General features: G+C 69.2%; 16 protein-coding genes. 12 read left to right on the forward strand and 4 right to left on the reverse strand.

Annotated features, from left to right (window positions below):
* Positions 1-91 precede the first annotated feature (91 nt).
* The 3 genes from GV015_RS09075 to GV015_RS09085 all read left to right on the forward strand — a co-directional run bounded on the left by GV015_RS09075 (position 92) and on the right by GV015_RS09085 (position 3293).
* On the forward strand, positions 92-1429 hold the full coding sequence (locus tag GV015_RS09075) for an ABC transporter substrate-binding protein (RefSeq protein ID WP_159878005.1): 1338 nt from the start codon (positions 92-94) through the stop codon (positions 1427-1429).
* Positions 1426-2379, forward strand: a complete 954-nt coding sequence (locus GV015_RS09080) for a carbohydrate ABC transporter permease (RefSeq protein WP_370582582.1) — start codon at positions 1426-1428, stop codon at positions 2377-2379. Before GV015_RS09075 ends, GV015_RS09080 begins: the two co-directional genes overlap by 4 nt.
* An 89-nt stretch (positions 2380-2468) precedes the next feature.
* Entirely contained in the window at positions 2469-3293 is an 825-nt protein-coding gene (locus tag GV015_RS09085) for a carbohydrate ABC transporter permease (RefSeq protein WP_228501806.1), read from the forward strand.
* Between the two features lie 68 nt (positions 3294-3361).
* Here the strand turns inward: GV015_RS09085 and GV015_RS09090 are convergent, their stop codons facing one another.
* Positions 3362-3775, reverse strand: coding sequence for a hypothetical protein (locus tag GV015_RS09090; RefSeq protein ID WP_064296639.1), 414 nt, complete (start codon positions 3773-3775; stop codon positions 3362-3364).
* A gap of 259 nt (positions 3776-4034) precedes the next feature.
* Here GV015_RS09090 and GV015_RS09095 point away from each other — a divergent pair, with 259 nt between their 5' ends.
* Together GV015_RS09095 and GV015_RS09100 are read left to right on the forward strand one after the other, a co-directional pair.
* Positions 4035-4946 (forward strand): ROK family protein, encoded by a 912-nt coding sequence (locus GV015_RS09095; protein WP_159878009.1) that lies wholly within the window; start codon positions 4035-4037, stop codon positions 4944-4946.
* A complete protein-coding gene (locus tag GV015_RS09100; protein ID WP_159878011.1) occupies positions 4939-5718 on the forward strand; it encodes a glucosamine-6-phosphate deaminase in 780 nt (259 codons plus the stop codon). Before GV015_RS09095 ends, GV015_RS09100 begins: the two co-directional genes overlap by 8 nt.
* Positions 5719-5722: 4 nt before the next feature.
* Here the strand turns inward: GV015_RS09100 and GV015_RS09105 are convergent, their stop codons facing one another.
* Both GV015_RS09105 and GV015_RS09110 read right to left on the reverse strand, forming a co-directional pair.
* A complete protein-coding gene (locus GV015_RS09105) occupies positions 5723-6046 on the reverse strand; it encodes an AzlD domain-containing protein (RefSeq protein WP_124768854.1) in 324 nt (107 codons plus the stop codon).
* Entirely contained in the window at positions 6043-6732 is a 690-nt protein-coding gene (locus tag GV015_RS09110) for an AzlC family ABC transporter permease (protein WP_159878013.1), read from the reverse strand. The genes GV015_RS09105 and GV015_RS09110 overlap by 4 nt, the downstream gene beginning before the upstream one ends.
* A gap of 66 nt (positions 6733-6798) precedes the next feature.
* Here GV015_RS09110 and GV015_RS09115 point away from each other — a divergent pair, with 66 nt between their 5' ends.
* Positions 6799-7371, forward strand: coding sequence for a helix-turn-helix domain-containing protein (locus GV015_RS09115; protein WP_086474425.1), 573 nt, complete (start codon positions 6799-6801; stop codon positions 7369-7371).
* Between the two features lie 42 nt (positions 7372-7413).
* Here the strand turns inward: GV015_RS09115 and GV015_RS09120 are convergent, their stop codons facing one another.
* Positions 7414-9399, reverse strand: a complete 1986-nt coding sequence (locus GV015_RS09120; RefSeq protein ID WP_371416551.1) for a PRD domain-containing protein — start codon at positions 9397-9399, stop codon at positions 7414-7416.
* Between the two features lie 124 nt (positions 9400-9523).
* Here GV015_RS09120 and GV015_RS09125 point away from each other — a divergent pair, with 124 nt between their 5' ends.
* The 6 genes from GV015_RS09125 (at position 9524) to GV015_RS09150 (ending at position 15101) form a co-directional block, all read left to right on the forward strand.
* Positions 9524-9847, forward strand: a complete 324-nt coding sequence (locus GV015_RS09125) for a PTS sugar transporter subunit IIB (protein ID WP_159878015.1) — start codon at positions 9524-9526, stop codon at positions 9845-9847.
* Positions 9848-9851: 4 nt separating this feature from the next.
* Entirely contained in the window at positions 9852-10127 is a 276-nt protein-coding gene (locus GV015_RS09130) for an HPr family phosphocarrier protein (protein ID WP_064296634.1), read from the forward strand.
* Between the two features lie 4 nt (positions 10128-10131).
* Entirely contained in the window at positions 10132-11811 is a 1680-nt protein-coding gene (gene ptsP, locus GV015_RS09135; protein ID WP_159878017.1) for a phosphoenolpyruvate--protein phosphotransferase, read from the forward strand.
* Complete coding sequence (locus GV015_RS09140; protein ID WP_085510292.1) at positions 11808-13394, forward strand: PTS mannitol transporter subunit IICB; 1587 nt, start codon at positions 11808-11810, stop codon at positions 13392-13394. The genes ptsP and GV015_RS09140 overlap by 4 nt, the downstream gene beginning before the upstream one ends.
* A gap of 118 nt (positions 13395-13512) precedes the next feature.
* Positions 13513-13947: a PTS sugar transporter subunit IIA gene (locus GV015_RS09145; RefSeq protein ID WP_064296632.1), complete on the forward strand. Its 435-nt coding sequence runs from the start codon at positions 13513-13515 to the stop codon at positions 13945-13947.
* A complete protein-coding gene (locus GV015_RS09150; RefSeq protein ID WP_079705308.1) occupies positions 13947-15101 on the forward strand; it encodes a mannitol-1-phosphate 5-dehydrogenase in 1155 nt (384 codons plus the stop codon). Before GV015_RS09145 ends, GV015_RS09150 begins: the two co-directional genes overlap by 1 nt.
* Positions 15102-15122: the final 21 nt, after the last annotated feature.

Here is a 15122-nt window from a genome sequence, read left to right on the forward strand (position 1 = left end):
CGGGCCCCGTCCGCCGTTCGGGTCTCGACGCCGGTGCCAACGGTCGTGTTAGCGTCGATGGACCACCTCGACGACGAAGTGAGGACCATCGATGTCACCGATGACGAGAAGACAGTTGCTCGCCTGGGCTGCAGCGGGTGGTGCGACCGCGCTCCTGGCGGGCTGTTCCACCCCGGGGACGGTGTCGCCGAACACCGGTCCGACGATCGCCCCGGCAGCCGCCGGCGAACGGATCACGCTCACGTACTGGGCCTGGTTGAAGGACCTCCAGAAGGTCGCGGACGTCTGGAACGCCGACCACCCGAACGTGCAGGTCGAGGCGGTCTGGATCCCCGGAGGCAACGACGGCGGGTATCAGAAGCTCTACTCGGCGCTCGCCGCGGGTGGTGGTCCGGACCTCGCACAGGTCGAGATGCGGACGCTCCCCGAGTTCCTGCTCGTGAACGGGTTGGTCGACCTCCGGCGCTACGGCGCGGACGAGGTCGCGTCGCGGTACAACGAGACCCTCTGGAACCAGGTCTCCTACGTCGACGGGGTCTACGGGATCCCACAGGACTCCGGTCCGATGGCGCTCTACTACCGCCCGGACCTGCTCGACCGGGTGGGCGCGAAGCCCCCGGCCACCTGGGACGAGTGGTTGCAGGTGGCGGGGGCGGTGCGCGAGGCCGACATGTACCTGGATTGCTTCGCCCTCGACGACGCCTCGTGGTTCGCGGCCATGGCGACCCAGGCCGGCGCGTCCTGGTTCCGTGTCGACGGCGACCGGTGGATCGTGGACATGACGGACGACGCGACCCTGGAGACGGCCAGATTCTTCGACCGGGCCATCGACGAGGGCGTCATGACCACCTCCTACAGTCAATTCTCACCGGCCTGGTTCGCCGCTGCGGCGAAGGACTCGATCGCGTCGCTCGCCGGAGCCAGCTGGGGAGACGCCCTCCTGCAGGGCGTCTCGGGGGCCGAGGGCAAGTGGCGGGTCGCGCCGTTGCCCCGGTGGGGGAGCGAGGGGTACGGCTCGACCTTCCAGGGCGGGTCCACGGCTGCCGTCCTGGCGAACAGCGCCCACCCGAGGGAGGCGCTCGAATTCGCCGTGTGGATGACCACGAGCGACGCCGGCATCGACGCCATGATCGAGCACTCCGGCATCGGGTGGTCGCCGAACGACGCCTACATCGGTGCCCGCCGACAGCAACCGAGCGAGTTCTTCGGTGGCCAGAACTACAACGAGGAGGTCTTCGTGCCGGCGGCCAAGGAACAGAACAACGAGTGGCAGTGGTGGCCACTCACCCAGCAGACCTTCAACATCCTCGCCGACGGGTTCCGGGCCAAGGCCTCGGGCGGCACCCTCGTGGACGCCGTGGTCCAGGGACAGCGCGACGTCATCACCGCCTTCCGCAACAAGGGCCTCCGGATCGAGGCGGCGTCGTGAGCGCCGTCACGGAACGCCCGGCGCGAGGTGTGGCGGACGACCCGTCGCGGTCGGGAGCGCAACGACGACGCCGGACCTCGGTCGCGGCTCCGTGGGTGCTCCTCGGACCGTTCCTGGCGCTCTTCGTCCTCACCTTCATCCTGCCGATCATCGTCGCGATCGGCAGCAGCTTCCTCCGGGTCTCACGGAAGGGCGTCTTCGGCGAGGAAGGTGTCACGACCGAGTTCGCGTGGTTCTCCAACTACGCCCAGGCCCTGGAGAACGGCAACTTCATCGCCTCGATCGGCCGGATGCTCCTCTTCGGCGTCGTGCAGGTCACGGTCATGATCGCCCTGTGCACCCTGCTGGCGCTCCTCCTCGAGTCCGCCTCCGCGAAATGGCCGGGCTTCTTCCGGGCCGTGTACTTCCTGCCCTACGGCATCCCCGGCGTGATCGCGACGATCCTCTGGTCGTTCCTCTACGTCCCGGGACTCAGCCCGATCATCGACATCGCCGGGGCGATGGGGATCGAGCTCGACTTCCTCGGCGCAGGCACCGTGCTCTGGTCCATCGCCAACATCGTGACGTGGACCTACACCGGCTACAACATGATGATCATCGTCGCCCAGTTGAAGGCCATCCCCGGCGAGGTGTACGAAGCCGCGAAGGTCGACGGCGCCGGGCCGTTCCGCGTCGCGATGAGCATCCAGCTCCCGCTCATCCGGCCGGCGCTCATCCTCACGACCGTGTTCTCCATCATCGGCACGCTCCAGCTCTTCGCCGAGCCCCAGGTGCTGCAGACCGTGTCGCCCGCGATCGACAACGAGTACACGCCGAACCTCAGCGCCTACACGACCGCGTTCGCCTACAACGACTACAACGTCGCCGCAGCGCAGGCGGTGCTCATCGCCGTTGTCGCGTTCGCGCTGTCGTTCATCTTCCTGCGTCTGACGTCGAGGAGGGCATCATGAGCGAGACCCGGAGCATCACGACCGCGACCTCGTCGAAGCGAGCCCAGCGGCTGAGCGATCAGCAGGGTCGGCCGGGTGGATCCAGGGCGATGCGGGTGCTCGTGACGGGCATCCTCGTCGTCGTCGCGGTCTACTTCCTGGTGCCGGTGTACTGGGTGGTGATCGCTGCGACCAAGAGCACCGAGGATCTGTTCGGCAGCAACGGCTTCCTCCTCGGCTCCGAGTTCTCATTGTGGTCGAACCTCCACGAGGTGCTCACCTACGACGGCGGCATCTTCGTCCGGTGGTTCGGCAACTCGGTGCTGTACGCGGGCGTGGGAGCACTCATCGCGACGTACCTCGCCGCCGCAGGGGGATACGCGCTCGCGAAGTACCGGTTCCGCGGGCGCAACCTCGTCTTCGGCGCCATCCTCGGCGGGGTCCTCGTGCCGGGGACGGCCACCGCGCTCCCGCTGTTCCTGCTCTTCAGTCAGATGGGGCTCGCGAACACGTACTGGTCGGTGCTCCTGCCGTCGCTCGTCTCGCCGTTCGGGTTGTTCCTCTGCCGGATCTACGCCGACGCGACGATCGACGACTCGCTCATCGAGGCGGCACGGATCGACGGCGCGAGCGAGCTGCGGATCTTCCACACCGTGGGGCTGAAGATCCTCACGCCCGCGCTCGTGACCGTCTTCCTCTTCCAGCTGGTCGGCATCTGGAACAACTACTTCCTGCCGCTCGTCATGCTGTCCGACAGCACGCTGTACCCGATCACCCTGGGCCTCAACAACTGGCGGAGCCAGGTCGACCGCCTGCCGGAGTTCTACGAGCTGACGACCGGCGGCGCGCTGTTGTCGATCATCCCGCTGGCGATCGCGATGATCGTGCTGCAACGCTTCTGGCGTGGCGGGCTCACCGAGGGATCCGTGAAGTAGCCGTCGGCCCGGAGACGGCGACGGGCCCCGGATCAGCCGATCCGGGGCCCGTCGTCAGTCGTGTCGAGCTAGAGGCTGCAGGTGTTGCCGAGCGTGGTGAACTCGTCCTGGAGCTTCGTGAGTGAATCGGTGAGCCCGGTCTGGTCGACGTTCTGCGGGTCGTCGACAGCCGTCTTCGCGACGTCGATGAAGTCGTTGAGCGCCTTCACCGAGTCGTTCGCCGCGGTCTTCACCTCGTCGTTGGTGACCTTGTCGGCCGCCGCCTTGAACGTTCCGGAGAAGTCGTCGAGCTGGGTGACGGCCGCCTCAGGGTCGGAGGACAGCGAGCTCAGGCCCGACTGCAGCTGCGAAGCCGACTCCGTCACCTCGGACTGGATGAGCTTGCACGCATCCTCTTTGCTCTGGGCGCCGCCGGCACAGCCGGTGAGGAGCAGGCCCGAGACGGCGATCGCGCCGAGGAATGCTGCTGCGTTCTTCTTCATGGTGGTGTGATTCCCCCGTGTTCGGTGCCCGTGGCGGGCCCGCCCGCGCGCTGCGGGTCGGCCTCCAGGCTACCCGGTGGAGCCCGCCACCCGCAGGCGTGCGCGGCCCGATCATCGTGTGCGGTCGTCGTCGGCATGGACGCGAGCCCCGTTTATTTGTAAGCTTGGCGAACAAACCGGTGGTGCGAGCGGGTCGCACCACGGATCGAAGGAACCACAGCATGCAGACGCGCCACGACGCCCTCCGGAGACGAACCGCGTGAGGGTGGGACTCGACATCGGCGGCACGAAGACCGATGCCGTCGTCGTGACGGATGACGGCGCGCTCCTGCACCGGCTCAGGCTGGTCACCGGACGCGGTCCGGAAGCGGTCGTCGAAACCGCCGTCGAGGCCGTCAGCCGGCTCTCCGACGCCGTCGCGCGTCCGATCGACGCGTTCACGTCGGTCGGCGTCGGTATCCCCGGCCTCATCGTCCCGGGCACCGGCCGCGTGACCCACGCAGTCAACCTCGACGTGGAGGAACTCGAGCTCGGTGCGATCCTCGCCCAGCGCCTCGGGGCCCCCGTCGCCGTGGAGAACGATGTGAAGGCGGCCGCGCTCGGCGCCTGGCAGCTGCTCGACGGTTCCGGCACGATGGCCTACCTCAATCTGGGCACGGGCGTCGCCGCCGGCATCGTCACGGACGGCCGGCTCTGGCAGGGCTCGAGCGGGGTCGCCGGCGAGGTCGGGCATCTGTCGGTCGATCCGCTCGGCGACCGCTGCGGGTGCGGGCAGCGCGGGTGCGTCGAGACCATGGCCGCCGGTGGCGCGGTCTCCGCCGCCTGGGGAGCCGACGTGGCGCTGCCGGTGCTCGACCTCTTCGACCACGCCGACGCCGGGGACCCGCGGGCCATCGCCCTCCGCGCACGCCTCGGTCACGGTGCGGCCGCGGCCGTCCGCATCCTGACCCTCACCGTCGACGCCGACGACATCGTCCTCGGAGGAGGACTCACCGCTCTCGGCGAGCGACTGCTCGTCGTCATCCGCGAGGCTCTGGCCGAATCCGCCGCCGGGTCTCGATTCGTCGCATCATTGCAATTGGAACAGCGTGTGCGCCTCGTGCCGACGGGATCCCCCGTCGCGGCGATCGGCGCAGCGCTCGTGGGAAGAGGAGAACCGTCGCATGGCTGAAGTCGTGATCGTGGGGGACAGCGGTGCCGCAGGCGCCCTCGTCGCGGAGGCGATCGTCGCCCTGATCGAGGAGCGTCCAGACGCCGTCCTCGGGCTGGCGACGGGTTCGACACCGCTCCCCGTCTACGAGGCCCTTGCGACCCGGTCCCGCGGCCTCGACCTCTCCCAGGTCCGCGGGTTCGCCCTCGACGAGTACGTCGGCCTGCCGGCCGGGCACCCCGAGTCGTACCGTTCCGTCATCACGCGTGAGGTCGTCGAGCCGCTCGGCCTCGTGCCAGAGCGCATCCAGGTGCCGAACGGTGCGGCCGAGACCATCCAGCACGCCGGCGCCGACTACGAAGCGGCGATCCAGGCCGCCGGCGGCGTCGATCTGCAGATCCTCGGCATCGGCACCGACGGCCACATCGGGTTCAACGAGCCGGGCTCGTCGTTCGCCTCGCTCACCCGCGTGAAGACCCTGACGGAGCAGACCCGCCGGGACAACGCACGGTTCTTCGACTCGATCGACGACGTACCCATGCACTGCATCACCCAGGGGCTCGGCACCATCCTCCGCGCGAGACACCTCGTCCTCCTCGCCTTCGGTGCGGGGAAGGCCGCTGCGATCGCCGCCGCGCTCGAGGGGCCGCTCTCCGCGAACCTCCCCGGTTCGGCCGTGCAGCTGCACCCGCGCGCCACGGTGGTCCTCGACGAAGCGGCGGCGTCCGAGTTGCAGCACGCCGACTATTACCGCTACGCGTACGCCAACAAGCCCGCCTGGCAGGGCATCTGACGGCTCAGGCGACGCCCGCCAGGCGGAGGAGCGCCGTGGTGAGGGCTGCCACGAGGACGATGACGACGAACGGTGCGTTCCTCCAGGCGAGGACGCCGGCCACCAGGACGCCCGAGAGTCGCGCGAATCCCGCGAACTGCTGGTCCTGGGTCAGGGCCGTGGTCGTGAGCACCGCCATGAGCAGGACGATGGCGGCGTCCGCGAGCAGCGTCTCGACCCGTTCCGAGACCTCGGTTCGGGTCCGCAGGAGTGGCCCGGCCAGGCGGAACGTGTAGGTGCCCACCGCGAGGATCACGATCCCGACCAGCACGAGCATCGACTGGTTCACGCGGTGACCTCCGGCTTCGGCTGCTTCCGGCCGAAGCCGAACAGAAGACCGACGAGTGACAACAGGACGGGGATCCCCGCCGGGAGGAACGGCGTCGCGGCGACGGCGACGACCGCGCCGACGAGCGCGGCTCGGCGCGTCCGGCGCTCGCGGAGGGCGGGGAAGATGAGGGCGAGCAGGACGGCGGGGAACATCACGTCGAGTCCGAAAGCGTCCGTGTCCTCGATCACGGTGCCGGCGAACGCTCCGAGTGCTGCACCCGCCGGCCAGCAGAGGAGGATGCCGAGGCCACACGCCCAGAACGCGGCGCGCTTCCGCTCAAGGGTGTCCTGGTCGAGCGCGAAGACGACGGACTCGTCGTTGAGGAGGTGCGTCCCGAGCACGCGACGCCAGCCCGTACCGACGACCTCGTGGATCGCGAGGCCGAACGGCAGGTGACGGGCGTTCACGAGCAACCCTGCCAGGGCGGCGGTGAGCGGACTCCCGCCGGCCGCGACGATCCCGACGAACAGGATCTCCGATGCGCCGGCGAGGACGAGCAGGGCGAGCGCCAGCACGACCCAGGGCTGGATTCCTGAGTGCACGGCGACGGCTCCGTAGGAGATGCCGACCAGCCCGTCGGCGATGCAGACCAGCGCGATGGCCCGCGTGGTCGGCCGACCGAGGTGACTCCATATCGAACGCACGTACACTATATTGAACGTCGATCAAGCGTTCGTCAAATCGAACGCGTAACACTCTGGAGCGAACGCATGACGCAGGTCGAACCATCCGACGACGGAGCACCGCACGCCGCGGTCGCGGCGGCGCTGACCCGCGAGCGGCAGCGCACCGGCCTGTCACTCGCCGAGGTGGCCCGTCGGGCCGGGATCGCGAAGTCGACCTTGTCGCAGCTGGAGGCGGGGCTCGGGAACCCGAGTCTCGAGACCCTCTGGGCGCTCAGCGTCACCCTCGACGTCCCGTTCGCCCGCCTGGTCGAGCCGGTGCGGCGACCGGTCCAGGTGATCCGTGCCGGTGAGGGGCCGACCCTCGCCGCGTCCGGGGCGGATTACGTCGCGACGGTGCTGTCCGCGTGCCCGCCGAACGCCCGACGCGACATCTACCGCATCGTCGTCGAACCGGGGGAGCCGAGGCGTTCGGAGCCGCACATGCCGGGCGTCGTCGAGCACTGGATCCTCAGCACCGGTCGCGCGTCCGTCGGACCCGTCGGCGAGGAGGTCGAACTCGGACCGGGGGACTACCTCGCCCACGCCGGGGACGTGCCGCACGTCTTCGAGGCACTCGAGCCGGGTACGACCGCGGTGGTGGTCACCGAGCACGTCTGAGCACCTCGACAAGCTCGGTGACCGGGACCGCGCGACGGGTGCTCAGCCGTCGATGACGTGCACGAGCTCGTCGATGAAGCCGGCGAAGTCCTCGGAACGGCGGATGATCCGGGCGACGCTCGAGCGCTCGGAGAACACCTCGACGAACTGGTCGAACACCGTCTGGAACGCGGCACGACCCGATTCGCTGAACGCCACGAGTGCGACGACGCTCACGCGCGCTCCGCCCCACTCCATCGGCGTCTCGTTCACGGCGATCGCGATGGCCGTCGAGTGCGCGGTCATGGCCATGGCGTGCGGCACGGCCAAGGTGTCGGTGAACGCCGTCGACGACATGCGCTCCCGCTCGATCGCCGCGGTGAGGTAGCTCTCGTCGATGATCCCCCGCGCGATCATGCGCTCGCCGAGCAAGCGGATCATGCCCTCCTCGTCCTCGGCATGCGCGTTCCGGAGGAACAGGTCCGGGTGGAAGTACTGCAGCAGTTCGTCGGTGATCTCCGACAAGCGGGACGATCGACGGACGCGGCTGACCGCGGTGCGGACGCGCTCCACGTCGGCTGCGGTGAGGAACGGTTGGATGACGACGATGCCGTCGGCAGGGGCCGGTGGCTCGATCGTCGTGAGCACGAGGTCGGTGTCGATGGCGGCCCAGTCGACATCGGTGCGGGTGATGACGGATCGGACGTCGAGGACGTCGCCCAGCTGCGATTCGACGCGTCGGCGCAGTACCTCGTGCATGTCGTAGTAGCCGGCGGAGACGATCGTGGAGCCGAGGAGGGCCTCCTTGCGGGCCTTCTGCTCGAGCTGGGCGCCGACGTGCATCGCGATGTAGGCGATCTCGTCGTCGTTGATGATGATCGAGCCGTGCCGCTGCAGTTGGCTGGCGATGAAGACCGCGAGCTCGTAGATCATCGGGTACGAGGTCTTGATCGAGCGGGTCAGCGGATTGCGGGAGTAGGACTGGTCCTGCGCACGACGGATGAGGTTCTGGACGTGGAGGGTGAGCCGGACGATGAAGTCCTCGTCGGAGAGGTCGACGAGGTACTCGCGGCCGGCACGGTCGACGGCCTGACGGACGGCGGCGAGGTCGTCCTGGTTGACGTAGTCGTCGACGAGGACTTCGGCGGGAGCCCCACTGCCCGGCGTGACCACCCGCGTCACGAGCAGGTAGCTGAGGTACACGAGGTCGCCCTCGCCGAGCGTGACGTGGAAGTGGGCGTCGACGAGCCGCGCCAGATCCTCAGCGACCGCCTCGACCTCCGGGGTGCGCGGAGCATGGTCTGCGGGTTCCGCCGGACGGTCCTTCGTGACCCGGTCGATGGCGATCGCGATGTGGAGCAGGACGTTCGCGATGCCGTACTCGTTCACGTAGTACCCGCGCGCGGTCAACGCCTCGAGCAGCTCGCCTTTGAACGGGCTGAACTCGTTCGGCGCGAACGCGCGTTGGAGCGCCTCGAGTTCGACGATGCCGCGATCGGTCTCGTCGCGGAACATCCGGCTGAGGAGACGTCTCCGCTCGGTCTCACCGCCCGCCATCGTGACCGTCGATCCGGAACGGTCGAGCGTGAGGGCGGTGTCGGCGAGCATGGCGCGGACCCGGCCCAGGTCGCCCTCGACGGTCGACTCGCTGACGTGGAGCCGCTGTGCCGTCTCGTGCACGTCGATTCCCGAGGGGGCACTGATGAGCAGCCGGACGAGCCCATACAGCCGATCCCGCGGGGTCTCCGATTCGAACGCCGATGCGGCTCGTCGCCGGTAGACCGCATAGCCGTCGGCGTTCAGCCGATACCCGTTCGGCCCGGACTCGACGACATCGTGCGGAGCGGTGCGCGTGTTGACCGCCGTGACGTAGCTGCGGACGCTGCGCGGTGTGACGCCGAGCACCTCCGCGACCTCCGTGGCCGTCGTCCAACCGTCCCGTCCCACGAGGTAGCCGAGCATGCGGTCGTGTTTCTCGCGTGCCACGATGCCCTCTCCGTCGGTCGGCCGTCGCGCGATCCGGGCGAACCGCTCCACCGAGTCAACCACCTTCCCGGCTGCTTCCGCGCGTTCGACGACCTTTCCGCCCCGGCGGAAGAGCTTCTGGTGGAGCCGCGAGGGGCGCGACGGAATGATGGGTTGGTAGGCAATCGGCGGTTCTGGAGAAGGTTCGATGAAGATCCTGGTGATTTGCGGCGCGGGTGCGTCGAGCACGTTCATGGCCCAACGCCTGCGTCGCGCAGCAGCCGATCGATCGATCGACGTCTCCGTCGCAGCCGGTGCCGAATCACAGGTCCTCGGCGGCACGATCGCCCTCGACGGTGTCGACGTCCTGCTCGTCGGCGCCCACCTCGCCGACCACGAGGCCGCGTTGCGTGCAGCGGCCGAGCCCACCGGCACCGCGGTCACCGTCCTGCCCGGCGACGTCTTCGGCGTCGAGGGTGGCGCGCGAGCCCTCGAACTCGTCCTCTCGATCCAATCACCAACCAGGAGGTAACCCCATGGCAACTCGAACCGTCCGCATCGGCTCGTCGCACGGCCTGCATGCCAGGCCCGCGAAGCTGTTCACGCAGGCTGCGAAGGACGCCGGGGTCCCGGTGACGATCGCGAAGGGCAGCGGCAAGCCCGTCAACGCGGCGAGCATCCTCGGCGTGATCGCGCTCGCCGTCGAGCACGGCGACTACGTGACCCTGTCCGTCGACGGCGAGGGCGCCGCAGCCGAGGGCACCCTCGACACGCTCTCCGAGCTCCTGGTGACCGACCATGACGAGCAGTAGTCCGATGACCGCGTTCCAGGGCATCGGTATCGGCCAGGGCGTCGCCGTCGGCCCGGTGGCCCGCATGGCCGACCCGCTCCCCGCGCCCGCCGACATCGCCAGCACCCTCGACCTCGCGACCGAGACCGAGCGCGCGAACACCTCCCTCGCCGCGGTCGCCCGCGAGCTCGAGGCCCGAGGCGCCGCCGCCGGTGGTGCCGCTCGTGACGTCCTCGAGGCCCAGGCGATGATGGCGGAGGACCCGACCCTCGCCGAGGAGATCGCCACGCGGCTCGCGGACGGCAAGACCGCCGAGTGGGCCGTCCACGCGGCCTTCGCCTCGTTCCGCGACCAGCTCGCTGCGATGGGCGGCTACCTCGGGGAGCGCGCCGCCGACCTCGACGACGTGTCGCAGCGGGTCATCGCCGACCTCATGGGCGTGCCGGCCCCCGGCGTCCCCTCGCCCGGCCACCCGTTCATCCTCGTCGCCCGCGACCTCGCGCCGGCCGACACCGCACTGCTCGACCTCGACCTGGTCCTGGGCCTCGTCACGAGCGACGGCGGCCCGACCTCGCACACGGCGATCCTCGCCCGCGAGAAGTCGATCGTCGCGATCGTCGGCGTCGTCGGAGCAGCCGAACTGACCGACGGCACGACGCTCGTCGTCGACGCGGCAGCCGGTGAGGTCACGGTCGATCCGACCCCCGAGCTCGTCGCTGCCACGGAGCAGCGCATCGCCGATCGACTCGCGCTCGTGAACGCACCGGTCGTCCCCGGTGCACTGGCCGACGGCACCCCCGTGCCGCTGCTCGCGAACCTGGGCTCGGCCGAGCACGCCGACGCCGCCGCGGAGCTCGGCGCCGAGGGCGTCGGCCTCTTCCGCACCGAGTTCCTCTTCCTCGACCAGGCGCTCGCACCGACGGTCGAGCAGCAGCGGGCGCACTACGAGAAGCTCCTGAACGCCTTCCCCGGCCAGAAGGTCGTCGTGCGCGTCCTCGACGCCGGTGCCGACAAGCCGTTGGCGTTCCTGAACGACGCGCACGAGGACAACCCGGCGCTCGGACTCCGCGGCCTCCGTGCGCTGCGGGCGAGCGAGGACATCCTGCGCGAGCAGCTCACGGCGCTCGCCCAGGCCGACGCGGCGACGGACGCCGACCTCTGGGTCATGGCCCCGATGGTGTCGACCGTCGAGGAGACGAAGTACTTCATGGCGATCGCCGCCGAGTACGGACTGAAGACGCCCGGCGTCATGGTGGAGGTGCCGTCGAGCGCCCTCCTCGCCGACCGCGTCCTCGCCCACGCCGGATTCGCGTCGATCGGGACCAACGACCTCACGCAGTACACGCTCGCCGCGGACCGCCTGCTCGGTTCCGTGGGAGCGTTCCAGGACCCGTGGCACCCGGCGGTCCTCCGCCTCGTGCAGCTCGTCGGCGAAGCCGGCCAGCACCACGGCAAGCCGGTCGGCATCTGCGGCGAAGCAGCCGCCGACCCGCTCCTCGCCGTCGTCCTCGTCGGACTCGGCGCCACCACCCTGTCCATGTCACCGTCGGCGCTCGCCGACGTCCGTCACTCCCTCCAGCAGTACACGCTCGACGATGCACGGCGCATCGCGGCAGCAGCACTGGCCGCCGACGGTGCGGCCGAAGCCAGGGCAGCGGCCACCGCTGCAACGACTCCCGAAATGAAAGAGGCAACCTCATCATGACAACGACGTCTACTCCCAAGAAGCCGGGAGGTGCACGAGTCGGCGTTCAGCGATTCGGCACCTTCCTCTCCGGCATGGTCATGCCGAACATCGCGGCCTTCATCGCCTGGGGCCTCATCACCGCGTTCTTCATCGCGACCGGCTGGTTCCCGAACGGGATCCTCGGCGGCTTCGGCAACGCCGACCTCATCGGCTGGCAGGGTGCCGCGACGGCGCTCGCGCAGGCCGACGACGGCACGACCTTCCCGCAGTACGTCGGCCTCGTCGGCCCGATGATCACGTACCTGCTCCCGCTGCTCATCGCGAACACCGGTGGCCGCATGATCTACGGTGAGCGTGGCGGCGTCGTCGCGTCCATCGCGACCATGGGTGTCATCGTCGGCAGCGCGATCCCGATGTTCATCGGTGCGATGATCATGGGCCCGCTCGCCGCGTGGCTCATGAAGCAGGTGGACCGGATCTGGGACGGCAAGATCAAGGCCGGCTTCGAGATGCTGGTCAACAATTTCTCCGCCGGTATCCTCGGAGCCCTCCTCGCCATCGGCGGCTTCTTCGGTATCGCACCGATCGTCACCGCGCTCAGCAGCTTCCTCGAGGGCATCGTCGACTGGCTCGTCGCCAACTCGCTCCTGCCGATCGCGAGCATCTTCATCGAGCCGGGCAAGATCCTCTTCCTCAACAACGCCATCAACCACGGTGTCCTGACCCCGCTCGGTGTCCAGCAGTCCGAGGAGACCGGCAAGTCCATCCTGTTCCTCCTCGAGGCGAACCCCGGCCCGGGCCTCGGCATCCTGCTCGCGTTCTGCTTCTTCGGCATCGGTCTCGCGAAGGCGTCGGCTCCCGGCGCCGTCATCATCCAGTTCTTCGGTGGCATCCACGAGATCTACTTCCCGTACGTGCTCATGAAGCCGATGCTGGTCCTGGCCGCGATCGGTGGCGGCATGGCCGGTGTGGCGACGAACGTCGCGTTCAACACGGGTCTCCGCGCCCCGGCCTCGCCCGGCAGCATCATCGCCGTGCTCATCCAGACCGCACCCGACAGCTACTTCGGCGTGATCCTGTCGGTCATCGTCGCCGCAGCCGTCTCGTTCGGGATCTCCGCGATCATCCTGCGGGCCAGCCGGAAGCGCGACCTCGAGAACGAGAACGCCGGTGACCTCTCGGCCGCCGTCGCCGCGACCGAAGCCGCCAAGGGTAAGAAGTCGAGCGTGCTCGGCAACCTCTCCGCCGGAAGCGCCGCAGCCGGAGCGGACGTCGTCGACGAGGGCGTCGTCACGACGCTCGAGCGCGGCCCGATCCGGAACATCGTCTTCGCCTGCGATGCCGGTATGGGTTCGAGTGCGATGGGCGCCTCGGTGCTCCGCAACAAGATCAAGAAGGCCGGCATCGACGAGATCACCGTCACCAACAAGGCGATCGCGAACCTCGCCGACGACGTCGACCTCGTCATCACCCAGCGCGAGCTGACGGAGCGCGCGAAGGAGAAGACCCCGAGTGCCGTGCACATGTCGGTCGACAACTTCATGAACTCTCCGAAGTACGACGAAGTGGTGGAGTTGCTCCGCGGAGAGGGAGCACACTAGCAACGGAACGATCCCGGGGCGCACGCGAAGGGCGTGCGCCCCGGGGCTCCATCCACCGCCCTTCACCCGGCTCCGGACCGCACCGGCGGAGCCCCGCACGACGAATGCAGAGGAAGACATGTCGCAGGTACTGACCCAGGATCGGATCACCATCGTCACCGGGACGGTGACGCAGGAGGAGGCCATCCGCCGCGCTGCCGACGCCCTCGAAGCGGCCGGCGCCGTGACCGACGAGTACTTCGAGGCCATGCTCGCCCGCGAGCAGTCCGTGTCGACCTACATGGGCAACCTCCTCGCCATCCCGCACGGGACGAACGACGCGAAAGAGGCGGTCCGCGATTCCGCCCTGTCGTTCACCCGATACGAGACCCCCATCGACTGGGACGGCGACGAGGTCCGCTTCGTCGTCGGCATCGCCGGCAAGGACGGCGGGCACATGGAGATCCTCTCCAAGATCGCCATCATCTTCTCCGAGGACGACGAAGTCGCCAAACTGCTCGCAGCCGAGACGCCTGAGGAGCTCTACGCGCTCCTGAGCGAGGTCAACGAGTGATGCGAGCCGTCCATTTCGGCGCCGGCAACATCGGGCGCGGCTTCGTCGGCCTGCTCCTCCACGAGGGCGGCTACGAGGTCGTCTTCGCGGACGTCAACGCCGAGCTCATCGATGCGATCGCCGCGGCCGACAGCTACACGGTGCACGAGGTGGGCGACGGCGCGAAGGACACGGTCGTCACCGGGTTCCGCGCGATCAACAGCGCCACCGACGAGGAGGCCCTGGTCCAGGAGATCGCCGCCGCCGACGTGGTGACCACCGCCGTCGGTCCGACCATCCTGCGCTTCGTAGCTCCGGTCATCGCGCGTGGGATCGCCGCCCGTCCTGCCGACGCCGCTCCGCTCGCCGTCATGGCCTGCGAGAACGCGATCAACGCCACCGACCTTCTCGCCACCGAGGTGCGCCAGGCGGTCGGCGACGAGGCCTGGGCGTCGCTGTCGACCCGGGCCGTGTTCGCGAACACGGCCGTGGACCGCATCGTCCCGGGCCAGCCCGCCGGGCAGGGCATAGACGTGACCGTCGAGACCTTCTACGAGTGGGCGATCGAGACCCCGGCGTTCAACGGCTCGCTGCCGTCGATCCCCGGTGCCCACTTCGTCGAGGAGCTCGCGCCGTACATCGAGCGGAAGCTCTTCACCGTGAACACCGGCCACGCCTCCGTCGCCTACTTCGGTGCGCGCGCCGGTATCGGGACCATCGCCGAAGCACTCGCCGAGCCGTCCATCGCCGTAGCCGTCGGTGCGGTGCTGGAGGAGACCTCCGCGCTGCTCGTCGCCAAGCACGGGCTCGACGTCGACGCGCAACGCGAGTACCGCGAGACGATCCTCCGTCGCTTCGCGAACGTGCACCTGCCCGACACCGTGGAGCGCGTCGGTCGGCAGCCGCTGCGCAAGCTGAGCCGGACCGAGCGGTTCATCGGACCCGCCGCGGAGCTGGCGGAGCGCGGCATGGCCCACGACGCCCTCGTCTCGGCCATCGGTGCCGCGCTCGAGTTCGACGTCGCCGACGACGAGCAGAGTGTCCACCTGCAGGCGAAGCTCCACGAGCTCGCGCCGGGCACCTTCGTCGAGGAGGTCACCGGCCTCGCTCCCGAGCACCCGCTGGCTCCCGCGGTGCTCGCGCAGGTCGTCGCCCGACAGGCATCGCTCGCGTAACACCCTTCGACAGGCTCAGGG

This window comes from Plantibacter sp. T3 (assembly GCF_902506515.1).
GTDB lineage: Bacteria > Actinomycetota > Actinomycetes > Actinomycetales > Microbacteriaceae > Plantibacter > Plantibacter auratus.

Coding starts and splice junctions, on each gene's coding strand:
- GV015_RS09115 (WP_086474425.1), top strand. CDS start 6,799: ATGACGCAGGTCGAACCATCCGACGACGGAGCACCGCACGCCGCGGTC.
- GV015_RS09125 (WP_159878015.1), top strand. CDS start 9,524: ATGAAGATCCTGGTGATTTGCGGCGCGGGTGCGTCGAGCACGTTCATG.
- GV015_RS09090 (WP_064296639.1), bottom strand. CDS start 3,775: ATGAAGAAGAACGCAGCAGCATTCCTCGGCGCGATCGCCGTCTCGGGC.
- GV015_RS09145 (WP_064296632.1), top strand. CDS start 13,513: ATGTCGCAGGTACTGACCCAGGATCGGATCACCATCGTCACCGGGACG.
- GV015_RS09075 (WP_159878005.1), top strand. CDS start 92: ATGTCACCGATGACGAGAAGACAGTTGCTCGCCTGGGCTGCAGCGGGT.
- GV015_RS09150 (WP_079705308.1), top strand. CDS start 13,947: ATGCGAGCCGTCCATTTCGGCGCCGGCAACATCGGGCGCGGCTTCGTC.
- GV015_RS09085 (WP_228501806.1), top strand. CDS start 2,469: ATGCGGGTGCTCGTGACGGGCATCCTCGTCGTCGTCGCGGTCTACTTC.
- GV015_RS09140 (WP_085510292.1), top strand. CDS start 11,808: ATGACAACGACGTCTACTCCCAAGAAGCCGGGAGGTGCACGAGTCGGC.
- GV015_RS09100 (WP_159878011.1), top strand. CDS start 4,939: ATGGCTGAAGTCGTGATCGTGGGGGACAGCGGTGCCGCAGGCGCCCTC.
- ptsP (WP_159878017.1), top strand. CDS start 10,132: ATGACCGCGTTCCAGGGCATCGGTATCGGCCAGGGCGTCGCCGTCGGC.
- GV015_RS09130 (WP_064296634.1), top strand. CDS start 9,852: ATGGCAACTCGAACCGTCCGCATCGGCTCGTCGCACGGCCTGCATGCC.